Genomic DNA, 25161 nt, shown 5'->3' with positions numbered 1-25161 from the left:
TAATTAAATCAATTTTTTCAAAAAATTTAATAAAAAATAGAAATCATAAATAATCAAATATCAAAATATGCAAGAAGTCTAATTGAAGCCATTTTAGACCCTACAATCTCAATTGATATTGCGGGGAAAATCACGGACGTAAATGAGGCAACAGTAAATATAACGGGTATTAGTCGTGACAGCTTGATTGGCACTGACTATTTTGATTATTTTACCGAACCCCAAAAAGCAAAGGATATTTTTCAAGAAGCCTTTACCAATGGATTCGTCGTTGATTCCACTCTCACACTACATCACAAAAAGGGTAAACTGACAAATATACTGTTCAACGGAACTGTTTTTAGAGATGATCAAGGAAATCCATCAGGAGTGATTGTAGTATCTCGAAATATAGCCGAACAAAAATGGGCATTGGATTTAAAAATCGCAAATAAAGAACTCGCGCATCAAAATAAAGTAAAAGAAAAGCGCGCAGCGGAACTAGTGATTGCCAACAAAGAATTGGCATATCAAAACGAGGAAAAAGAAAAACGTGCTGCTGAGTTAGTGATTGCTAATGAAGAATTACTATTTCAAAATAAAGAAAACAAAAAAAGGGAAATTGTAAATAAAGAACTAACAGAAATTAATAATTCTGCAAAATTAGCTTCTCAATATTCCCTGAGTCTGATTGAAGCAAGCCAAGATCCACTGGTTACGATAAATACCAAAGGAAAAATTACCGATATGAACGAAGCATTGGTAAATATCACAGGTATGACAAGAGAGGAACTTACTGACTCTGATTTTTTTGATTATTTTACGCAGCAGCAACAAGCAAGAGAAGTATATCAAGAAGTTTTCGAAAAAGGATCTGTTGCTGATTCTCCGTTAACCATTCGTCATAAAGACGGGAAATTAACCGATGTCTTATTCAACGGTTCCGTTTATAAAGATTATAGAGGAAATGTTATTGGTGTTGTAATTGTTGCTCGAGATGTGACGGAACAAAAGAGAATTGCTACCGAACTGATTGAGGCGCGTGTTTTTGCCGAATTAGCTACAGAAATCGCTGAAGAAGCAAAAAAAAGCGCCGAAAGTGCTACCATTATAGCTGAAAATGCAGTAAAAGCGAAGCAACAATTTTTGTCGAATATGAGCCATGAAATTCGTACGCCGATGAATGCGATCATAGGTTTTACAAAAGTGGTACTAAAAACAGAATTGAGCTCTAAACAAAAAGAATATTTAGATGCTATCAAAATGAGTGGTGATGCACTAATCGTTCTCATAAACGATATTTTGGACTTAGCAAAAGTAGATTCCGGAAAGATGACCTTTGAAAAAACTCCTTTCAAAATGAAAACTTCTGTATTTTCAATGCTTCACTTATTTGAAACCAAAATACAGGAAAAAAACTTAAAATTAGTTAAAGAATACGACAATAAAATTCCTGCTGTACTTCTGGGCGATTCGGTTCGTTTGCACCAAATCATTTTAAATTTGGTTAGTAATGCCATTAAATTCACATCCAAAGGAAACATTACCGTAAGTGTAAATTTGATACATGAAGATGATGATAAAGCGATTATTGAATTTGCCATAACTGATGATGGAATTGGAGTTGCTGAAAATAAAATAGGTAAAATATTTGAAAATTTTCAACAAGCTTCTAGCGGAACTTCAAGACTTTATGGAGGGACAGGATTAGGTTTAGCGATAGTTAAGCAACTTATAGAACAGCAAGGTGGAACCATTCGTGTAAAAAGCACAATTGATATTGGTTCTACATTTAGTTTTACTTTAAGTTTTCAAAAAACAAGTTCTGATGCTGAACTGGGAAATGAGGACGTCGAACTGGATACAAAATTAAAAAATATAAAAGTTCTAGTAGTTGAAGATATTCCTTTGAATCAATTGTTAATGAAAACATTGTTAGATGATTTTGGATTTATTTGGGACATTGCCGAAAATGGTAAAGTAGCGATCGAAAAACTAAAAGCAGACGTTTATGATATCATTTTAATGGACTTACAAATGCCAGAAATGAATGGATTTGAAGCTACAGAATACATTCGCAACACAATGAATTCAAAAGTACCAATCATTGCTTTAACTGCTGATGTGACCACAGTCGATTTGGCTAAATGCAAAGTTGTGGGGATGAACGATTATATTGCAAAACCTGTTGACGAAAAAATATTATACAGTAAAATTATAGGCCTCTTAAAAAAGCCAAAACTTGCCAAACTTAAAGAAACACTAAAAGAAGAGGAAGTGACTATAGCAAAAAAAATAAAATATATTGACTTAGTATATTTAAACGAAAGAACAAAATCGAATCCTACACTAATGATGGAGATGATATCTCTTTATTTAGAACAAACGCCTCCTTTGATACATACTATTAAACAAAGTTTAGCAGAAAAAAATTGGACTTTATTAGGAGCAGCAGCACATAAAATGATTCCATCATTTGCAATCATGGGGATGAGTGTTGATTTTGAAAACATGGCAAAAAAAATCCAAGATTTCGCAATAGTAGAACAAAAAACAGATGGAATTGGTACTTTGGTGCTAGAATTAGAAAAAATTTGTTTGCAAGCATGTATTGAATTACAAGAAGAATTAAACATAATTAAAAATACTCTTTAATGAATAATAACAATGATAAAGTAAAAATATTTCTTGTAGATGATGATGCATTATTTTTAAAATCGTTAGAAATTGAATTCTTAGAAAATGCTGATTTTATAGTAGAAACTTATTCTACGGGAGAGCTCTGTATATCTAATTTATCTAGCAGTCCGGATGTGGTGATATTAGATTATCAATTAGACGGTATTATAGAAAACGCCATGAACGGTCTTGAAACTTTAGATAAAGTAAAGGCTTACAATTCAGAAATTCCAGTTGTAATGCTGTCTTCTCAAGATAAAATTGAAGTGGCTGTAAACTGTATGCACCACAAAGCATTTGATTATGTGGTAAAAAGTGAGACTGCTTTTGTTCGTCTGCAAAAAATAATTACAGCTATTTTTAAATATCAAAAAATGGAAAAAGAATTAAATTGGTATATGGATCGTATGTAATCCATTTTTCAATGTAATTTTTATAAAATTTAATTTATGAGTTGGATAAATTATACCTGATTTGGTTAAATATTAAAACCAAAATTGTTTTAAAATGCAGTATCAAGAAACATCAGATTCGGAAATTTTATTGTTGTTAGAAGCAATCTATCACGAATACGGTTACGATTTCAGAGAGTATTCCCAAGGTCATATCAGGCGCAGGATTATGAACAGAATGGCAGTATCAAAATTTGAAGATATTTCTGAAATGAAATCTAAGGTTTTGAATGATAAAATATTTGCTTCTGCACTTTTACAGGATTTGTCAATAACTGTAACCGAAATGTTTCGTGACCCTGTTTTCTACAAGTCATTACGAGAAAATGTTATCCCTATTTTAAAGACATATCCTTTTATAAAAATATGGCATGCAGGTTGTGCAACGGGAGAAGAAGCCTACTCAATGGCTATTCTTTTGCAGGAAGAAGGCTTGTACGACAGAACAACTATTTATGCTACTGATTTTAATCAAATGGCTCTGAACCGAGCAAAAGATGGAATTTTTTCGAACAAATTGATAAAAGGGTATACTTCTAATTATCAATTGACCGGAGGAAAAGAATCGTTTTCGAGTTATTATACTTCCGATTGTGATAATTTCATAATGAATTATTCCTTAAAAAAAAATATTGTTTGGGCCAATCATAATTTGGTAACTGATAGTGTTTTCGCGGAAGTGAACTTAATATTGTGTCGCAATGTGCTGATTTATTTTGATAAAAATTTACAAAATAAAGTCCAAAATCTTTTTTACGATAGTTTAATAAATGGTGGTGTACTATGTTTGGGCTCTCAAGAAAACTTACGTTTTTCTGATTTATATGAGCAATATATTGAGTTAGACACAAAAGAACGAATATTTAAAAAGAAATATTGATAATGCAATATGAAGCAATTGTATTAGGAGTTTCTTACCAAGGCATGAATACTTTGAAAATTATATCCGCAGCATAACCGGCAGATTTTAATACTCTAATTGTCATTGCGCAGCATTTATGCGCTCATTCTTTTAATCACTCGATAAAACTTTTAAGTAAATAAATCAACTTAATTTAAAAGAAGCAGATAAAAAGAGAAAATTGAAAAAGGAAACACTTATATTGCTACTCTTAACGATCATTTGCTGATTGAAAAGGATAACACTTTTTTCCTTACTAAAGATTAACGTGTAAATTTTGTAAAACCATCCATTAATTAACTGTTTGAAGAGGCGGCGGAAGCCTGTAAAAATAAATTAATTGAAATTGTGCTTACAGGATCTATTAGTGGCGGTAGCCAAGGAATTAAAAGAATAAAGGAATGCGGCGATCGGTCCATTGTAAAAGATTTAAAAACCATAAAATCTAATTATATGCCAAAGTCAGCAATTGTGGCTATTAAACCCAATTACTTTTTATCATTGGAGGAGAAAGTCGCGTTATTAATAAAAATAAATCATTAAAAGAGATAATCGCCATCAATTTTACAAATAAATAAAATGAAAATGACCTTAGGAAGAAAAATAGTAATAGGATTTATTGCTTGTGCGGTAGTACTTTCAGGAGTTGCAGTTTTCTCTTTTAAAAACAGTGAAAAATTTGTTGCTTCAAATACTCTTGTAAACCATTCCAATCAGGTACTATATGAATTCGAACAAATACTGATGTCTTCCGTTGATGCAGAAACAGGCGTTCGAGGTTATGTTATTACGGGCGATGATGACTTTTTAAAACATTTTACAACTGCCAATTCAAAAGCAATTGAGAAACTTGAAAAAGTTAAGCAATTGACAAAAGACGATCCCAATCAGCAAATCAATATTGAGGAACTTGCGAAACAACTAAAAATGCGGTTTGAGAATTTAAACACATGCATTACCCTTCGCAAAGGTAATTATGAAAAAGCAAGAGCATTAATTGCTTCAGGTGAAGGAAAACAAATTCAAGAAGAAATAAGAAAAATAATTGATGAGTCGCAGGAATTAGAACGCACTTTACTTGGTCAAAGAATTCAAAATAGTCAAGACGATGCAAGCAAGTTTAATGTTGTTTTTGCTATTTTATTGATAATCATTGTCATCATTCTTATTGTCGTATATGCCATTGTTGCTACAAATTTAAAAGCGCTTAAAAATTCTGAGTTGGAAACTGCAGGCAAAAACTGGTTGCTTACAGGGAATTCCGAACTTAATAAAAAATTAATAGGAGACCAAAGCACAGCACAATTAGCAAACAGTACCATAAGTTTTTTATGTACGTATCTGAAAGCCAATATAGGAGCGGTTTACCTATTTAATGAAAAAAACGATACTCTGATGCTCAGTGGAAAATTTGCTTTTTCATCTGCTAAAGACATTATGGAAAGTTTTAAATTAAATGAGGGATTAATTGGTCAGGCTGCATGGGAGCAAAAACAGATTTCTTTAACAGATATATCTGAAGATCAAATACGCATCACTTCATCGGTTCTTGATGCAAAACCAAAAAATTTACTCATTACTCCTTTTTTGTTTGAAGGTAAAACAGTGGGCGTAATAGAAATAGGCAGACTAACTGATTTCAACGAAACAGAAAAAGAATTCCTTAATGTTTCAATGGACAGTATTGCTGTTTCAATAAATACGGCTATAAATCAACAATCGTTGAAAGAGTTACTGGCTATGGTACAATCACAAAAAAGTGAAATGGAAATAGCAGCTTTGGAACTCGATCAGCAAATTAATTCCCTAAATCAGGCAGCTATTGTTTCCATTGCTGACGTAAATGGTGATATCATATATGCCAATGATAAATTTTGCGAGATTGCCAAATATACTAGAGAAGAGTTATTGGGGAAAAATCACAGAATTTTGAAATCAGAAAAACAACCAGACTTGATACATGTTGCCATGTGGAAAACCATAAGTAACGGAAGAATCTGGAAGGGAGAAATATTAAATAAAGCAAAAGACGGAACATTTTATTGGGTTGATACAACAATTACTCCATTTAAGGGAATAGACGGTAAAATAGAAAAATATGTTTCAATTCGATTTGATATTACTGATACGAAAAATCAAATGCAGGAACTTGCTAAACAAGCCGAAGAATTTCAAATACAGCAGGAAGAGCTTAGACAGCTGAATGAAGAATTAGAACAACAGGCGCAAAATCTTAAGCAACAGCAAGGGGAACTACGAATGACCAATGAAGAACTGGAAGAGCAAACCCAATCATTGGAGGAGAAAAATAAAGAAGTTGAAGCTTCTAAAAATGATATTGAACAAAAAACAAAACAACTGGAGATTAGCAGCAAGTACAAATCAGAATTTCTCGCAAACATGTCCCATGAGCTAAGAACGCCCCTTAATAGTTTGCTTATTCTATCCAAAGATTTATCAGAAAACAGGAAGAAAAACCTGGATGATGTTCAGGTTGAAAGTGCGGAAATAATTTATAAAAGTGGTCATGATCTTTTGGTCTTAATTAATGAAGTGCTGGATCTCTCCAAGATTGAGGCTGGAAAAATGGCTGTTAATATTGAAAAAGTAGCGCTGAGAAATTTTACAGCTAATCTTCTTCGCGATTTTAAGCATCAAGCAGAACAAAAAGGATTGGAAATACTTTGCGAGCAGCCAGATAATTTACCCGAATTTATTTACACTGATTCTCAGCGTCTGAATCAAATCTTGAGAAATCTTTTATCCAATGCTGTAAAGTTCACCGAAAATGGAAGCGTAATTATTCATCTTGAACCTAAAACCGAAAATACTTTGAGTATTTCAGTTACTGATACCGGAATTGGAATATCAGAAGACAAGCAGGCAGCAATCTTTGAAGCTTTTCAGCAAGCTGAAGGCGGTACTTCCAGAAAATATGGTGGAACTGGATTAGGCCTTTCTATTTCACGGGAACTTGCAAAATTATTAAAAGGAGAAATAAAAGTGAAAAGTAATTTAGAAAAAGGCTCTACTTTTTCGCTGACAATTCCATTTGAAATTTATGCTGCAGAAGAGTCTGAAATCGAAATCCCATTGAAACCTGTTTCCATTGCGCCACGTTCTGAAAGTGATATCAGATTCCTCAATTATCCAACTATAAAAGACGATAGAGATGCGATAAAAACTGATGATAAAATAGTCCTGATCATTGAAGATGACCGGAATTTTGCTGCGATACTTTTAAAACAAGCTAACAAAAAAGGATTCAAATGCTTATCAGCTTCTTCCGGAGAAGATGGTTTATTGCTTGCAGCAAAATACAAACCTCAAGCAATAATTCTCGATATGGGTTTACCAGGAATCAACGGAGAACAAGTATTGCATGAACTAAAAGTAAATCCTTCGGTAAGACATATACCGGTGCATATTATATCGGCAAATGATCGTTCGCTAAAACCAATCAGAGAAGGTGCAGTAGAATACCTTATGAAACCGATATCTAAAGATGGTCTAGAGGAAGCTTTCATCAGGATTGAAAATTTTGTAAATAAAAAGATAAAAAACCTGTTGATTATTGAGGATAGTGAAAATTCCAGAAAAGCAATGAAAGTACTTATTGGCAATGGAGATGTGAAATGTTATGAAGCAGGAACAGGAAAAGAAGCTTTGGAATTGTTTGAGCACAATCACATTGATTGTATCATTCTGGACATTGGATTACCTGATATGACTGGCTTTGACCTTATCCAAAAACTGGGGGATATAAAAGGCCATAACCTACCTCCTATTGTTGTTTATACCGGAAAAGAACTTACAAAAGAGGAAAATAATCTGCTGCACAAATATGCCGAGAGCATTATTATAAAAGGTATAAAATCCGAAGAACGATTGCTGGATGAAACTGCTCTTTTTCTTCACCGAACGATTAGCAATTTACCAAAATCGAAACAAATGATGATTAATAATTTGCATGATAAAGAAGCAATATTCCATTCAAAAAAAATATTATTGGTTGATGATGACATGCGAAATGTTTTTGCTTTATCTAAAATATTGCAAGAACGCGGAATGGAAGTCATAAAATCAGAAGACGGCAAGAATGCATTGAATATGCTGGAAGTACATCCTGACATTGATCTCGTATTAATGGATATCATGATGCCGGAAATGGACGGTTACGAAGCAATGAAACGGATAAGATCTCAGATGAAATTCAGAAATTTACCAATAATTGCCCTTACCGCGAAAGCTATGAAAGATGATAAACAAAAATGTATTGATGGAGGTGCCAACGATTATATCACTAAGCCTATTGATGTAGAACGCCTGTTATCATTGATGCGCGTATGGTTAAGTAAATAATAAAATAACATCAAAAACGCGGCATATCCCTTATCTTATTTAAGTTACATTTTTTTGTTGGCGTTTTTAAAATTCGTTGATTAACACTCAACTTTTAAACTTTTATTTTACAATTAAAAATGAAAATTAATAGCCCTGTTAAAATTTTATTAGTCGATGATTTACCAGAAAATTTGTTTTCCTTGGAAGTAATACTTTCTAACGAAAATTATTTGTGTGTCAAAGCAAATTCCGGTAATGAAGCGTTAAAAATTCTGTTGCACCAACAAGATTTTGCCATCATATTAATCGATGTGCAAATGCCGAAGATGGATGGATTTGAAACCGTAGAGTTAATTCGACAAATCGATAAACTGAAACATGTTCCGATTATTTTTTTAACGGCCAACATGGATAATTGTCTGCAAATTTTCAAAGGTTATCAGGCTGGTGCAGTAGATTACATGATTAAACCGCTTTCACCTGAAATATTAAAAGCAAAAGTGGCAGTTTTTGTAGATTTACATACAAAAAATCAGGAATTATTAGTTCAGGCAGAACAACTGAAAAAACTTAATACTGATCTAACAGCCCAAAAATTGCTTTCTGAATATTCTCTTAGTCTTATTAATGCAAGTCATGACCCTTTATTTGCAATTAGCCCTGAAGGGAAAATAACCGATATGAATAATGCATCGGTAAAAGTAACTGGCATAGCACGTCCAAAATTAATTGGAACTGATTTTTTTGATTATTTTACTGAACCGGAAAAGGCTCAAGAAGTGTATCAAAAAGTGTTTGAAAAAGGATTTGTTGCCGATTCTCCATTAATCCTTCGCCATAAAAACGGCAAATTAATTCATGTATTATTCAATGGAGCAGTATATAAAGATGATAAAAGGAATGTGCTTGGAGCAGCAATGGTTGCCAGAGATGTGACCAATCAAAAAAGAATTGAAACAGAATTAATTGAAGCTAAACTTTTTGCTGAATTAGCCACAGAAATTGCAGAAGAAGCAAAAATAAATGCGCAAAATTCCACTGTCATAGCTGAAAATGCCGTAAAAGCAAAACAGCAATTCTTGTCGAATATGAGTCACGAAATCCGTACACCAATGAATGCAATTATCGGGTTTACAAAAGTGATTCTTAGAACATCTTTGACAGAGAAACAAAAAGAATATTTAAGCGCAATTAAGATAAGTGGTGATGCATTAATTGTACTTATCAACGACATACTCGATTTGGCAAAAGTTGATGCAGGTAAGATGACATTTGAGAAAACACCTTTCAAGATGAAATCTTCTATTTCAGCCATGATTCATTTGTTTGAAAAAAAAATACAGAAAAAAAACTTAAAACTAATAAAGGAATACGACAGTAAAATCCCTGAAGTACTAGTGGGAGATCCTATCCGTTTGCATCAAATCATTTTAAATTTAATTAGTAATGCCATCAAATTTACGTCTATTGGACAAATCACTGTAAGCGTTGCTTTACTGCATGAAGATAGTGATAAAGTGATACTCGAATTTGCTGTAATTGATACAGGAATTGGTATCTCCGAAGAAAAAATAGGAACAATATTTGAAAATTTTCAACAGGCAACCAGCGGAACTTCCAGATTGTATGGCGGAACTGGGCTAGGCCTCGCTATTGTTAAGCAATTAATAGAGCCTCAAGGTGGTACTATCCGGGTAAATAGTACTATTGATCAAGGTTCAACTTTTAGTTTTACATTAGCTTTTCAAAAAACAAATGCCAATGCAGAGTTGGAAAATGAGTTGGTCGAAATAAATTCAGATATGAAAAATATAAAAGTATTAGTAGTAGAAGATATTGCGTTAAACCAATTGCTTATGAAAACACTTATAGATGATTTTGGATTTGAAATTGACATTGCTGAAAATGGTAAAATAGCGATAGAAAAACTCAAAGAAAAAGAATATAGCATTGTACTCATGGATTTGCAAATGCCAGAAATGAATGGATTTGAAGCTACAAAATATATACGAAATACGATGCATTCAACAATTCCTATCATAGCATTAACCGCTGATGTTACAACAGTTGACGTAGCTAAATGCATCGCCGTGGGAATGAATGATTACATTGCTAAACCAGTCGATGAAAGAGTATTATATAAAAAAATTATTGAAACATTAAAAAAATCTAAACTCGATAAAAAAGAAGGCATTAGTACTATCGTTGAAAATATAAAATGTATTAATTTAGAATATTTACACCAAAGAACAAAATCAAATCCAGTATTAATGATGGAAATGATATCATTATATTTAGCACAAACACCTTCATTAATAAGCACAATGAAACAAAGTTTAGCGGAACAAAATTGGCAATTGCTAGGCGCTTCTGCACATAAAATGATACCATCTTTTTCAATAATGGGAATTAGTTCAAATTTTGAAAACATGGCGAAAAAAATTCAGGAATTAGCCACAGCACCAGAAAAATCAAAAGAGATACATGAATTAGTGCTACAACTTGAAGAAGTTTGCCTACAAGCCTGTACCGAATTGCGGGAAGAACTTAACACAATTTAAAGTGTAGAAAGATAAAAAGATTAAGTCGTTTCCAAAAACGAAGCCAACAAATAACAACTTCAATACAACAAAATTAAGTTTCTTTTATTCTCATTATCAGTATTTTATAAATAAATATTTTATGTAAAGATTTGTTAGATTAATTTTAAACTGTGAATGATATAACTTTTATTGACAATTGTATAACATTTTGCATGTTCAATCAAAATACATTTGTAAAATAATTATGACCTTCTCAAAACGAAATATTAATTATTTAAAAGTGTTTGTTTAAAACCATTTCAGTTAAAAACTAACATTAAAAAAAGTATAAATCTTAAAAATCAAAATCATGAATCTAAAAAGAATCTTCGGAGCATTACTTACTGCTCTTGGAATAGGTGGACTTATTTACACTGCAGTTATATTTGCAAGTACTTCAGGTGAAACAGCAGATGTTAAATCGTTAATCATTTACGGTGTACTTGGTGTACTTTTCTTCATATCTGGAATCAGCTTAGTGCGTACAACAAAAGACGAATCATAAATTATTTTCTGCAAATTTAATTGTTACTGAATGTAAAACCAATTCAATTGTGGAGAAAAACAATTTATTGCTTTTTTGTTCGAAAGTATTTAATATTACATTAAAATAATTATTGTGCGTTTTTTTTGTAAAACACAATATTCTCAGATATCATTTTTACAAAATAAATTCTCTCTGTTTTTTATATGCAGGGAGAATTTATTTTTTAGGCTAAAACGTCTTTATTTGTTTCCTGAATTACGCATTAAAACAGATACTTTCTATTTCTTACTGCGCCTTATATCATATCTTCATAGTCTTTCAAGCGTACCGTTTTTACTGGATTTGCCATTTTTATTTTTATACGAAACCAACTCATTAAGAAAATTTACTTGTTTTGATGCTACAATTTGCGGTCAACAAGAAATTAATTACAATAAATAATAAGAATTCTCAATATCGAATTTAAAATCAAACCATGAAAATAGCCGTCTTAAGTACAAAACCATACGACAGAGAATATTTAGACAAGTTTAATACGGATCATAAACACGAGTTAGTTTATTTTGATGCTCCTTTAAATAGTAAGACTACCAATTTGGCGATAGGATTTGAAGCCGTTTGTGTCTTCGTGAATGACGCAATCGATAAAAAAACAATCGTAAAATTAGCAGAAATAGGTATTAAACTTATTGATTTGCGTTGCGCAGGCTTTAACAACATTGATCTTGAAGCAGCAGCAAAATACAACATTAAAGTCATGCGGGTTCCCGCTTACTCTCCTCAAGCTGTTGCAGAACATGCTGTAGCATTGATTTTGACTTTGAATCGCAAAACTCATAAAACATACAATCGAGTTCGGGAAGGTAATTTTTCATTAGAAAACCTTACTGGATTTAATCTCTATGAAAAAACGGTTGGCGTAATCGGAACAGGGAAAATTGGTGCTGCTTTTTGCCAAATAATGTTGGGGTTTGGTTGCAAAGTTATTGCAAATGATGTTACTGAATCAGAGAAATTAATAAAAATAGGAGTTGTTTATGGAACTTTGGGTGAACTTATTAAAAATTCTGATATCATCTCCCTCCACTGTCCTCTTACTACTGACACAAAATATCTTTTTGACCGGAAAGCATTTTCTAAAATTAAAAAAGGCGCTATGTTGATAAATACCAGCCGCGGCGCTTTGATCAAAACATCGCATGCTATTGAAGCTTTAAAAAAAGAACAACTGGGTTATTTAGGAATAGACGTTTATGAACAAGAAGAGAATTTATTTTTTAAAGATTTATCGGAAAGTATTATTCATGATGATTTAATTGAGCGATTAATGGCTTTTCATAATGTATTGATTACACCGCACCAAGGATTTTTTACCAATGAAGCACTGGACCAGATTGCTATTACTACTTTAAAAAACTACACTGATTTTGAACAGGGTTTACCCTTAAAAAATGAAGTAAAACAGTAAATATGTATAGCAAATTTCCATGATGATATGTGTGAATATTACAATTGATTTTTAATATTATGTAATGAATTCAATATTGTGAAACAATAACTTTACTATATTAAATTAATAAAGAACATAAATTGAAACACTTGAAAAGTACAATCACCAAAATGGGTAAAAAAACCATGTTGCACAAATCGAAAGGAAATTCAGATGAAACGATTCTTGAAACCAGTAAAGGTTGTCGTAATGTTTTTTTAGAGGAATTAAAAGAAATTTACTTCTCTGAAAAAGCATTAATTATCTCAATTCCCATATTAATTAAAAATGCTGCTACTGAAGAATTAGCTGACGCACTCAAAGTACACTTACAATTTACAATTGATCATATTAAACGCCTTGAAGAGTTTTTTACTTCCATAGGTGAGATAGATATTATGTCAAAATATGAGGCAATGTACGGTTTAACAACTCCGTAGATAATGCAAGAAACTATTATAATTTCTTTTAAAAAATAAAAAATGGCTATTCAAACCATAAACCCATTTACCAATAAAGTCATGCGGTCATTTGATGAAATGACTGATAAATCTGTTGACATGTTAATTGCACAATCTGTAAAAACATTTAATTCATGGAAACAGACTAGTTATCAGCAACGTGCTGAAATATTGCATAAAGTTGCTGCTTTGATGCGTGATAAAAAAGAACATTTAGCTAAAATTATAACATTAGAAATGGGCAAATTAATTGCTCAAGCAGAAGGTGAAATTTTATTAAGTGCTGATATTTTTGATTATTATGCAACTAACGCGGAGACTTTTTTGGCAGATAAACATCTGGAACCAAAATATGGAAGTGCTTATGTACGCTGCAGTCCCATAGGAACGATTTTTGGTATTGAACCATGGAATTTTCCTTTTTATCAAGTGGCCAGATTTGTGGCTCCAAACATTATGGTTGGAAATACAGTTCTCGTAAAACACGCATCTATGGTACCGCAATGTGCTATTGCTATTGAAAATTTATTCAATGAGGCTAGTGCGCCAAATGGTCTTTATACAAACCTGTTAATTTCTGGAAAACGAGCGTCGTTATTAGTTTCTGATAAGAGAATAAAAGGTGTGTCATTAACAGGAAGCGAAGCAGCCGGGGCTACTATTGCCGAAGAAGCTGGAAAATATTTAAAAAAATCGGTACTCGAATTAGGAGGTAGTGATGCTTTCATAATTCTTGAAGATGCTGATATTGACAAAGCTGTAGAATGGGCAGTTGTAGGCAGAATTAATAATAATGGAGAATCTTGTATTGCGTCTAAAAGATTTATTGCTGTAGAAGCCATAGCAGATAAATTTATTGAAAAGTTTAAAGAAAAATTATCTAACTTAATTGTTGGAGATCCAATGGATTCTAAAACAGAATTAGGTCCGATGAGCAGCGAAGCGGCTGCTGTTCATATTATTGATCAAATAAAAAGGTCTGTTGATGCAGGCGCCACTATTTTGTTGGGAGGAACTCGTTCTGACAGAGAGGGTGCTTTCGTGCAGCCCACTATTTTGACAGACTTAAAACCGGAAGTTCCTGCTTACTATGAAGAAATCTTCGGTCCGGTAGCATCTTTTTATAGAGTGAAGGATGAAGAAGCTGCGATTATATTAGCGAATGATTCTGATTTTGGTCTTGGTTGCTCTATTTTTACTCAAGACACTGAGCGTGGTGAGCGCATTGCTGATAAGATTGATGCTGGAATGGTTTTTATTAATCATCCAACCTGGACCCAAGCTGATTTACCGTTTGGAGGTACAAAAGGTTCCGGATATGGTAGAGAATTATCTGAATTAGGAATTCAAGAATTTGTCAATAAAAAACTAATACGTATTAGTGGGCTTTCAGATCCTTTGTAGATTTAATAAGAATAAAAATATAATTTTGTTAGGTAGCATTTTTTCTGATTTGCCAGATTGGCGTAACGGCATCAAGAACATAGGGGTTTTCCAATCTTCCGCCTATGACCAACGAATAGGTACACGAGCTTGATACCCGTTAATCAGGATAAAAAAAAGAATGTTGCCTAACTTAATTTTTCAATAAAAATTTTAAAATTTCTATAAATTTTTAATTTTAGCAAGGATTTCGTTTAAAATTATTTTTTTAATGAAAACCACACCTGTTTAAAACTTCATCCTTTGTAAGTATAATATCAAAGTTCCCAAACATAATAAAAATCATATAGAAACGGAATTAAAGCTAACTGTAAGTAAAAATTTTTTGAAACGATTGATATCTCAAAGATTTTTAAAACTTAAGAACCATGTTGCAAGACCACAACTTTATTTTGAAAGATATTTTTAATTAATAAAATATAAGTATCTTTATATCAATAATATAAGCTTAAAAAACATGAAAACATACGAATTATTTACACCAAAAAAATTAGGCTCCATCGATTTAAAAAACAGAATTGTGATGGCGCCAATGACACGATGCAGAGCGATTGGAAATGTTCCTAATGAATTGATGGCTAAATATTACAATCAGCGTTCGAGTGCCGGCCTTATTATAACTGAAGGAACATCACCCTCGCCTAATGGATTAGGATACGCTAGAATTCCTGGTATTTTTAATGCTGAACAAGTAGAAGGCTGGAAAAAAACTACTGCTGTCATTCATAAAAATGGAGGAAAGATAATAGTTCAATTAATGCACTCCGGAAGAATTAGCCATCCATTAAATATGCCAAAAGACACATACATAATGGCACCTTCTCAGGTAAAAGCAGCTGGGCAAATGTGGACAGATGCAAATGGTTTACAAGATTTTGTTGTTCCTAATGAAATGACCCTTCAAGATATTTTACACGCCAAAACAGAATATATTTCTGCAGCTGAAAATGCGCTATTCGCAGGATTTGATGGCGTAGAATTACATGCTGCCAATGGATATTTATTAGAAGAATTTCTTTCACCGGTTAGTAATATTCGAACAGATGAATATGGAGGAAGTATAGAAAACCGTTGCAAATTTGTAATAGAAGTGGCTGCGGCCGTTGCTAAAGCGATTGGAAAAGAAAAAACCGGAATACGGCTATCGCCTTTCGGAGTTGCCAGCGATATGCCACATTATCCTGAAATTGAGGCTACTTATGACTATTTATCTAAAGAGCTGAACAAACTTGATATTGCCTACATTCATCTTGTAGATCATTCCGCTATGGGTGCTCCAGCAGTTCCTTTGGAAATCAAAAAATTAATTCGTCATAATTTCAAGAATACCTTGATTACCTGCGGTGGTTATACTAAAGAAAGTGCCGAATCAGCTTTAGAATCCGGACTTACAGATCTTGTAGCTTTTGGAAGACCTTTCATTAATAATCCTGATTTAGTAGAAAGATTCCAAAATGATTGGCCTTTATCGGAGGAACTCGATATGGATTTATTTTACACAGCAGATGAAATAGGATATACTGATTATCAGTTTTATAAAATTTGATTGCAAAAAATTTTTAGCTGTTAATCAGTGTTTTTTTTAGAAACTCTTAAAAGCGTAATTAAAATGAAAGATGTATCACAATTGCTAGCTTTATTAGGAGATGAAAAAGACGCTTTATTAAATCACGTTTGTAAAACAATTTCAAAAGATCAGCTTCATTTACCGAATCCTTCCCATATCGATAATGTTTTTTTACAAAGCAATCGAAACGGGCAAACCATTCGGAGTTTAACACAATTATACCATCATGGCCAACTTTCGGACACTGGCTATATTTCAATTTTGCCTGTTGATCAGGGAATTGAACATACTGCAGGAAGTGCTTTTGCTCCGAATCCTATATATTTTGATCCGGAAAATATTGTCAAGTTAGCCATTGAAGCGGGATGTAATGCTGTTGCTTCCACTATGGGTGGTCTTGCAATGCTATCCAGAAAATATGCCCATAAAATTCCGTTTGTGGTAAAAATTAATCACAACGAATTAATGACTTACCCCAATAAATACGATCAAATCATGTTTGGGAGTGTTCGAGATGCTTGGAACATGGGTGCTGTGGCTGTGGGAGCTACCGTTTACTTTGGCTCAGCTGAATCCGACAGGCAAATAATTGAAGTGGCAAAGGCTTTTGAAGAAGCGCATACTTTAGGAATGGCAACTATTCTTTGGTGTTATTCCAGAAATGATGCATTTATAAAAGACAACATCGATTATAATACGGCGGCTGACATTACCGGTCAAGCTAATTATTTGGGAGTTTCTATTCAGGCCGATATCATTAAGCAAAAACTACCAACCAATAATGGAGGTTTTAGTTCGATACAATTTGCTAAAACAAATCTGGAAATGTATACGAAGTTATCCAGCTCAAATCCCATAGATTTATGCAGATATCAAGTAATGAATTGTTATTCAGGACGTATTAGTATGATTAATTCCGGCGGAGAATCAAAAGGCGAAACTGATTTGGCAGAAGCCGTAAAAACAGCTGTAATAAATAAAAGAGCAGGTGGAGCGGGAATAATTATGGGTAGAAAAGCTTTTCAAAGACCTTTTAGCGAAGGCGTACAACTCATACAGGCAGTACAAGAAATTTATTTATCCAAAGAAGTTTCGATTGCCTAATCCTGAGATTCAGTTTTTAATTAAAATTACCAGCCATAAATTACATTTTTAAAATATAAGATGATGAAATTTTAAAAGCTGTTTTTTTAATTTATCGCAGTATGAATAGTAAACAAATAAAATATTTAAAAATATTGATTAGCATTGTTTTAAAACAAAAAAAGGTGTGAAAGATGTAACTTATTCTTCTAATTTTATAATACTTTTTTTGATGAATAAAATGACCTTTGTGCAGTAGAATTCTTTCGGTAAACAGGAATCGAACTCCAAATGTTTTAATGGTAGAACAAAGACTATATTTTTTAAAATGATAATATTATTCAAATAAAATTAAGAAAATATGAAACTTCAAATAGGAATTACAGAAGCACATTTAAAAAATAGCATTTCAATCTTGTCTTCAATTTTGGCAAATGAAATGACTTTTTACATCAAATTAAGAAAATTTCATTGGAATGTGTCCGGTCAAAGTTTTATGGAACTTCACAAATTGTTTGAAGGACAATATACTCAGCTGGAAGTTTCTATTGATGAAACTGCAGAGCGTATCAGCAAATTGGGTGGAAAGACAATTGGCACAATGAAAGAGTTTTCAGAGCTAACGATTATCAAGGAATCTCCAAATCAGTATCCGGGTCAAAAAGAAATGCTTAGAGAATTATTAGAAGATCATGAAACGCTAATTGTTCAGTTAAGAAAAGATGTTAATGCAAGCGCTGATGAAAACAATGATGCGGGAACAGCTGATTTCTTAACAGGTTTGATGCTAGCTCACGAAACAATGGCTTGGACATTAAGAAGATATTTAGAATAACTAAAAAAAAATATTATATTAATGGAAAATTTAGAATCAGAAGTTTATGTACCATCTAGAAGTAATTGCAGAGTTGGAAAAATAACCGCTAGAAAATATGCTGAAGAAAATAAATTGATCGAAGAGACAGATGCTCAAAAGTGACTAATACGTCAAAGGAAAATGCTGTGTCATTCTGCTTTTATGACGATGGTATATATATTAAAGTGCTTCACTTTTTTTTAAACAACTTAGAACCATTTAAAAAACACTTTCAAAACTGTCTCCTTGAGCTGTTAATAGAAAGAATTTTTTAGGTGGTTTTTTTGCTTTATGTGTTCTCATTTAACTCACATTTTTGCTTAAATTGGTAAAACTAAAGGCTTCAAAATGTGTGAATGATACAACTTATTGACATAGTTCTGTAACAAATAATCCTGCGCTGTTAGTGACCTTTGTGTAAACAATGTAACAAAAATAAAAATGAAAAAAATCCTATTATTAAGTACGTGCCTAGCATTTACTTTAATATCGAAAGCACAAACAGAGGACAAGAAATGGAATGTTGGTCTTCATGGTGGTGTAACACAATACCAGGGTGATTTAGGAAATAATTTTTACAAAACTGATAAAGCATTTTACGGTTTTGGTGGTGTTTCCATTTCTAGATATTTAGGTCGTTATTTCGATTTGAACTTTTTAGCATCTAAAGGAACCATTGGTTACAATAACAGTCCTTCAGGAAGTTTTAAAAGCGATTTTAATTCGGTTGCGTTAAATTTAAGATTTAACATGACAGGTCCTGAATCTTTTGTAAGGCCTTATGCATTTGCGGGTGTTGGAGCTATGTTATTTGACAATGAATTAAACTTTGATCAAGATAGAATTGACTATGCACTACCTACAGCGGGTGGTGGATTAAATTTCAGATTGAATGATGTAATTACATTGAATTTACAAGAAACATTTAGTTTTTCTAACAAAGACAGAAGAGACGGTGTTATAAATGGTAAAAAAGATGCTTATTTATCTCACATGGCTGGTTTGACTTTCAATTTAGGAGAGAAAAAAGATGCTGATAATGATGGTGTTTCAGATCGTAATGACACGTGTCCTGGAACTCCGGCTGGTGTAATTGTTGATAATAATGGTTGTCCGTTAGACAGAGACAAAGACGGTGTTGCTGATTATTTAGATACTTGTCCAGATGTTGCAGGATCCGAATTATTAAACGGTTGTCCAGATGCAGATAATGATGGAGTTGCTGATGTAAACGATAAATGTCCAGATACTAAACTGGGAACTAAAGTAGATGCAACTGGTTGTGCTATGGATAATGATAAAGATGGAATTACTAATGATTTAGACCGTTGTCCAGATGTTGCTGGTCCAATGAGTTTAAATGGTTGTCCAGATTCTGACGGTGATGGTGTAGCTGATATTGATGATCGTTGTCCTACTGTAAAAGGAACTATGGAAAACAAAGGATGTCCTGAAATCACAAAACAAGATGTTGAAAGAATAACTTATTTAGGAAGTAAAATTTTCTTTGAAAACAATAGTGCTAAATTAAAAGTTGGTTCATTAGTTCAATTAGATGAATTAGTTAATATCATCAATAAATATGGTGCTTCTAACTTAGTTATCGAAGGACATGCTGATAGCAATGGTAGCGATGCTTTAAATTTAGAATTATCTCAAAAACGTACTGAATCTGTTAAAAATTATTTAATGGAAAAAGGAGTTTCCGGATCAAGAGTTACAGCAGTTGGTTATGGAGAAAGTAAACCAATCGCTACAAATGCAACGGCTATAGGGCGTGCTAAAAACAGAAGAGTAGAGTTGAAAATGACCTACGAAAAATAGTAAGATTAGGTTGGGTTTTTGGTTTGGTTAGTTGGAGGGCTGTTGGAAACAACAGCCCTTCTTTTTGTGCTGCTATTAAAGTCTTAAGTAAATAAAATAATGTCATATTTTGTTATTCACAATTCATAAATTTCGAATATTTCTATCATTATGACATATCTAACACTAAAAATTAAAGAGATTGAGGTACTGGAATACCTTCTTCGAAATAGCCCTAATAATACTATAAGAAAACGTAGGCAATGCCTTGTTTTATCATATCAAAGACATAAGATAAAGGACATGGATTCTATTTTTAAAGTCAGTTTTAAAACGATTAAACGTTGGTATGATAGTCGGAGCGAAATCAGGGTTGACTCCCTTATTATAGCCTAAGGAAGCGGTGCTGAAACCCGTTTAAAAGTCTATTTTAAAGACGTTTTAGAGAAAGTAGAACTTCAGAATAGGAATTTAAAAAATGCATTGATTTATTTTGAAGATCAGAACAATATTATAATCTGCAAAAAGACCTTTCAGAATTTTTTTAAAGATTCTAGGCTATAGGTGGAAAAGAGCTCGAAGTTCTTTAGAGTGGAAACGAAACAAGAATCAATTTGAATTTAAACAAGAGCAAATAGAAAGCCTGAAAAAATTGGAAGGCACCGCATATATCGACCTATATTTTGGAGACCAAAGTCATTTTGGACTTACTCCTAATGTTCCTTATGTGTGGCAAACAAAAGAAAATTCGATATTATTACACTCTGTTAAAGGAAAATATTTAAATGTGATTGGATTAATGACTTTTAAAAACAAGTTTTACTTTGAAGGCCATGAAACAACTTTTAATTCTGATAAAATGATTAGTTTTATGAATCATTTTGCTGACCAAACCTTCAAAAAAACGATTGTGATTCTTAATAAATCACCAATACATAAGTCAAAAAAATTTCTGGCTAAAATTGAAGAATGGAATGAAAAAGATTTCTGGATTTACTTTCTACAACCATATTCTCAAGAATTGAACCTTATAGAAAATTATAGCGGAGAATAAAGTATTACTGGTTGGATTTTGACACTTATAAATCATTACAAAACCTCAAAGAAAAATTAAATTTTGTACTCAATAATATTAGAAAAAAATACGACATTAAATCTTAACCAGTACTTATATATTCCTACTTGATTTCCAAACATTCTCATTTCCAAATTTCCAAACAAAAAACTATCTTCGCTCCATCAAATTAAAAATCCGTTTTAATCAGCGTTTTGTCATTTCGATCAAAGTCGAGAGAAGCAAATCCGTTTTATCCGTGCCAAAAAAAAAATTAAATGCAAAACCTCCTACTCACTCCCATTGAATACCTCAAAGGCGTTGGTCCCAATCGGGGCGAATTGCTGCGTAAGGAATTGGGAATTTATAAGTATGTAGATTTGGTTAATTTTTTTCCAAACAGATACATTGACAGAACACGGTATTACAAAATTAATGAACTACAGAATAACATAGCCGAAGTTCAGATTATCGGTAAAATCATCAACATCAAAACTGTTGAATTTGGCCGAAACCAAAAACGACTGGTAGCGACTTTTGTAGATGATACGGGCCAAATGGAACTCGTTTGGTTTCAAGGTCACAAATGGATTCGGGAGAGTTTAAAGCTCAATGAAATTTGCGTGATTTTCGGGAAATGCACGTCTTTTGGAAGTACTTTTAATATGGCACATCCGGAAATTGAATTGATGAGCGAGCATGAAAAAAGTCTGCGTTCTGCAATGCAACCCGTGTATCCTTCGACAGAAACCTTGACAAATCGTGGGATTTCAAACAGGGTGATCAATAAACTGATGGAACAATTGTTTTTGGAAACACAAGCGCTGTTCACGGAAACCTTACCGGATTATTTAATCAACGAATTGAAGCTAATTCCTAAAAAAACGGCTTTATTCAACATTCATTTTCCAAAAAGCGCTGAAGTTTTGGCGAAAGCCAAATTCCGATTAATATTTGAAGAATTGTTCTTTATTCAATTGCAATTAATCACAAAAAACCTGATTCGGAAACATAAAATAAAAGGACATCCGTTTGCAACAGTGGGCGAAAATTTCAATGAATTTTATCACAATCATTTGCCTTTTCAATTGACTAGTGCGCAAAAAAGAGTAATCAAAGAAATCCGAAATGACATGGGTAGCAACGCCCAAATGAACCGCTTACTGCAAGGCGATGTAGGTTCCGGAAAAACAATTGTGGCTTTTATGAGCATGCTTTTGGCGCTTGATAATGGCTTCCAAGCCTGCTTGATGGCGCCCACGGAAATCTTGGCTAACCAGCATTTTATTGGCTTATCCGAATTAGCTGAAACTTTAAATATAAATATCAGAATCCTAACGGGCTCTACCAAAATAGCACAACGAAGAATTATCCATGAAGAACTGGAAAACGGAACGTTACATATTCTCATCGGAACGCATGCTTTACTGGAAGACAAAGTGAAATTCAAGAATTTAGGACTCGCTGTAATTGATGAACAACACCGTTTTGGAGTAGAACAACGCTCTAAATTGTGGAAGAAAAATGTGATTCCGCCACACGTTTTGGTAATGACCGCCACGCCTATTCCCAGAACCTTGGCGATGAGTTTGTATGGCGATTTAGACATTTCAGTTATTGATGAACTGCCTCCCGGACGAAAACCAATTCAAACCGTTCATCGTTTTGACAGCAACAGATTGAAGGTTTGGAAATTCCTTCGGGACGAAATCGCTTTAGGAAGACAAATTTATATTGTGTATCCGTTGATTCAAGAATCGGAGAAAATGGATTTCAAGGATTTAATGGACGGTTACGAAAGTGTTTCCAGAGATTTTCCACTACCGCAATATTCTATTTCCATTCTTCACGGTAAGATGAAACCCGCGGATAAAGATGCTGAAATGAAACGTTTTTCGGAAGGGAAAACCAATATTATGGTTGCCACAACCGTAATTGAAGTTGGCGTGAATGTTCCTAACGCCAGTGTGATGATTATCGAAAGTGCGGAACGTTTTGGATTATCGCAACTGCATCAGCTTCGTGGTCGCGTGGGTCGTGGTGCGGAGCAAAGTTATTGCATCCTGATGACAAGCCATAAATTGAGTTCTGATAGTAAAACCAGAATGGAAACGATGGTACAAACAAACGATGGTTTCGAAATTGCCGAAGTAGATTTGAAACTTCGTGGCCCGGGAGATTTAATGGGAACCCAACAAAGCGGGGTTTTAAATCTTCAAATTGCCGATTTGGTTCGAGACAGAGATACTTTGGCTTTAGCCAGAAATTATGCTTTAAAACTTTTGAAAGAAGATTCAGGGCTGCAAAAACCGGAACATGCTGCTTTAAGAGCTGTTTTTATCGAAATGACTAAAAAGAAAAATATTTGGAATTATATTAGTTAGATCAATTTGTAATACGCATTTTTTTTACTATGTTAAAAATGTAAGTTCATTTAAGAAATTGATTTATTGTAATTTATAATACTTAATTCATATTTTAAATTCGCATTAAAACTTTATAAATCAGACCTTTGTTTGTTTTATTTATTTTTACAAATCTCCTTTTAGCAATAGTATAACTTATAAAAACTTACATTTCTTACGTGTTTATAATTACGCTGCTAAATTTATTTAAAAAAAAAAACATCATTTTTTTCAATTCTTGATTAAACCATTTGTGTTTTTGGGAGTCCTATTTATTGGTGTTTAAAATGAATTGTATTCATTTGTAAATACTTTATTTTTAAGTGTTAATATTTGTATGTACAAACGTTAAATAAAAATTAACAATATCACAATTCCCGTTTCTAAAACCTAAATTTGTTTTTTAACTAAAATTACTTAAACCTAATCCTGCTTTATACCATACCTATGAAAATTAAATACTTAGTCTATGCCTTGCTAACCATTGGAATCATTGGATTTATTGGATACAGAATCACAGAAAATAAAAGCGAAAACGCAGATTCTAAAGACCCAAAAGGAAAAAGCAAATCGATGAGCGTAAACGGAATTGTGGCATCACCACAAACTTTTGATAATAACTTATCACTTTCCGGCTCTATTGAAGCAAATGAACAAGTCGAAATCCGCAGTGAAGTTTCAGGAATTGTAGAAGGAATTTATTTTCAGGAAGGAAGTAATGTGAGTAAAGGGCAAGTACTTTTTAAAGTAAATGATTTAGAGTTAAGAGCCCAATTGAGACAAACGTCAACCAGAGAAGGATTGGCTTCAGAAAACGAAAGAAGAGCCAAATTATTACTGCAAAAAGAAGCCATCAGTCAAGAAGAATATGATTTGGCACGCGCTGATTTAAAATCGGCACAAGCCCAAAGTCAATTGATAAAAGCACAAATCGCCAAAACATCCGTTAGAGCGCCATTTTCAGGAAGAATTGGATTGCGTTCTATTTCTCCGGGAACCTATATTACACCAGCAATTTTAGTGGCAAAATTAGTGAACACAGGAAAATTAAAAATCACTTTTTCGATTCCTGAAAAATACGCCAGCCAAGTAAAAACAAACACCTATATAACTTTCAAAGTTGCAGGTTCTGATGATAAATATACTGCTAAAGTATACGCTATTGAGCCAGAAGTGGCTGTAGCAACCAGAACTTTACAGGTTCGTGCAATTGCCGAAAATAGCAACGGCAAATTATTACCAGGAACATTTGCTGATGTCGAATTGCCTTTAGACATCATAAAAGACGCTATCGTAGTTCCTACCGAAGCTGTAATTCCAGTTCAAAACGGTAAAAAAGTTTTCATCTCCAGTAATGGTCAAGCCAAAGAAGTGATGATAGAAACCGCAACACGAACAGATGCCTCCATTCTGGTACTTTCTGGCTTGAAACCCGGCGATACCGTAATTACGAGTGGTGTTATGTCATTAAAAAATGAAACTCCTGTGACTGTTAAAATTAAATAATTTTAAAAGTTATAAATTATGAATTATGAATCTACACAGTACTCATATTAATAATTTATAACTCATAATT

Annotated in this window: 18 protein-coding genes; all 18 read left to right on the top strand. The window is 33.0% G+C overall.

Translation table 11 applies throughout. The annotated features are described in order from the left end of the window. Nucleotides 1-36 precede the first annotated feature (36 nt). The 18 genes from BMZ76_RS08360 (at nt 37) to BMZ76_RS08280 (ending at nt 25091) form a co-directional block, all read left to right on the top strand. A complete protein-coding gene (locus BMZ76_RS08360; protein ID WP_091204828.1) occupies nt 37-2634 on the top strand; it encodes a PAS domain S-box protein in 2598 nt (865 codons plus the stop codon). Beyond that, nucleotides 2634-3071, top strand: a complete 438-nt coding sequence (locus BMZ76_RS08355) for a response regulator (RefSeq protein ID WP_091204825.1) — start codon at nt 2634-2636, stop codon at nt 3069-3071. The genes BMZ76_RS08360 and BMZ76_RS08355 overlap by 1 nt, the downstream gene beginning before the upstream one ends. A 94-nt stretch (nt 3072-3165) precedes the next feature. After that, nucleotides 3166-3990 carry a CheR family methyltransferase gene (locus tag BMZ76_RS08350; protein ID WP_091204822.1) on the top strand — a complete coding sequence of 275 codons (825 nt, stop codon included), beginning with the start codon at nt 3166-3168 and terminating at the stop codon, nt 3988-3990. Between the two features lie 321 nt (nt 3991-4311). Beyond that, nucleotides 4312-4554, top strand: a complete 243-nt coding sequence (locus tag BMZ76_RS08345; protein ID WP_091204820.1) for a chemotaxis protein CheB — start codon at nt 4312-4314, stop codon at nt 4552-4554. A gap of 36 nt (nt 4555-4590) precedes the next feature. Further along, nucleotides 4591-8373 carry a response regulator gene (locus tag BMZ76_RS08340; RefSeq protein ID WP_091204817.1) on the top strand — a complete coding sequence of 1261 codons (3783 nt, stop codon included), beginning with the start codon at nt 4591-4593 and terminating at the stop codon, nt 8371-8373. Nucleotides 8374-8492: 119 nt separating this feature from the next. Continuing rightward, nucleotides 8493-10916 carry a response regulator gene (locus BMZ76_RS08335; RefSeq protein WP_091204815.1) on the top strand — a complete coding sequence of 808 codons (2424 nt, stop codon included), beginning with the start codon at nt 8493-8495 and terminating at the stop codon, nt 10914-10916. A gap of 331 nt (nt 10917-11247) precedes the next feature. After that, a complete protein-coding gene (locus tag BMZ76_RS08330; RefSeq protein ID WP_091204813.1) occupies nt 11248-11442 on the top strand; it encodes a hypothetical protein in 195 nt (64 codons plus the stop codon). Nucleotides 11443-11899: 457 nt separating this feature from the next. Then, nucleotides 11900-12892: a 2-hydroxyacid dehydrogenase gene (locus BMZ76_RS08325; protein ID WP_091204811.1), complete on the top strand. Its 993-nt coding sequence runs from the start codon at nt 11900-11902 to the stop codon at nt 12890-12892. Nucleotides 12893-13023: 131 nt separating this feature from the next. After that, complete coding sequence (locus tag BMZ76_RS08320) at nt 13024-13353, top strand: DUF892 family protein (RefSeq protein WP_143071066.1); 330 nt, start codon at nt 13024-13026, stop codon at nt 13351-13353. A 42-nt stretch (nt 13354-13395) separates the two neighbouring features. Then, nucleotides 13396-14778 carry an NAD-dependent succinate-semialdehyde dehydrogenase gene (locus BMZ76_RS08315; RefSeq protein ID WP_091204806.1) on the top strand — a complete coding sequence of 461 codons (1383 nt, stop codon included), beginning with the start codon at nt 13396-13398 and terminating at the stop codon, nt 14776-14778. A gap of 496 nt (nt 14779-15274) precedes the next feature. Then, nucleotides 15275-16363 carry an alkene reductase gene (locus BMZ76_RS08310; protein WP_091204803.1) on the top strand — a complete coding sequence of 363 codons (1089 nt, stop codon included), beginning with the start codon at nt 15275-15277 and terminating at the stop codon, nt 16361-16363. 63 nt (nt 16364-16426) lie between these two features. After that, nucleotides 16427-17488: a class I fructose-bisphosphate aldolase gene (locus BMZ76_RS08305; protein ID WP_091204801.1), complete on the top strand. Its 1062-nt coding sequence runs from the start codon at nt 16427-16429 to the stop codon at nt 17486-17488. A 340-nt stretch (nt 17489-17828) separates the two neighbouring features. Next, nucleotides 17829-18302: a Dps family protein gene (locus tag BMZ76_RS08300; RefSeq protein ID WP_091204797.1), complete on the top strand. Its 474-nt coding sequence runs from the start codon at nt 17829-17831 to the stop codon at nt 18300-18302. A 21-nt stretch (nt 18303-18323) separates the two neighbouring features. Further along, nucleotides 18324-18446, top strand: a complete 123-nt coding sequence (locus BMZ76_RS16305) for a hypothetical protein (RefSeq protein ID WP_262987278.1) — start codon at nt 18324-18326, stop codon at nt 18444-18446. A 318-nt stretch (nt 18447-18764) separates the two neighbouring features. Further along, nucleotides 18765-20147, top strand: a complete 1383-nt coding sequence (locus BMZ76_RS08295; RefSeq protein WP_091204794.1) for an OmpA family protein — start codon at nt 18765-18767, stop codon at nt 20145-20147. A 631-nt stretch (nt 20148-20778) separates the two neighbouring features. Next, entirely contained in the window at nt 20779-21180 is a 402-nt protein-coding gene (locus BMZ76_RS08290) for a transposase (protein ID WP_167547439.1), read from the top strand. A gap of 278 nt (nt 21181-21458) precedes the next feature. Beyond that, entirely contained in the window at nt 21459-23564 is a 2106-nt protein-coding gene (gene recG, locus BMZ76_RS08285) for an ATP-dependent DNA helicase RecG (protein WP_091204789.1), read from the top strand. Between the two features lie 468 nt (nt 23565-24032). Further along, nucleotides 24033-25091, top strand: a complete 1059-nt coding sequence (locus BMZ76_RS08280; RefSeq protein ID WP_091204786.1) for an efflux RND transporter periplasmic adaptor subunit — start codon at nt 24033-24035, stop codon at nt 25089-25091. Nucleotides 25092-25161: the final 70 nt, after the last annotated feature.

Origin of the sequence: Flavobacterium xueshanense (assembly GCF_900112975.1) — a bacterium.
GTDB lineage: Bacteria > Bacteroidota > Bacteroidia > Flavobacteriales > Flavobacteriaceae > Flavobacterium > Flavobacterium xueshanense.
Note: the sequence above shows the minus strand (reverse complement) of the source record. Positions and strands in the feature narration are given on the sequence as shown.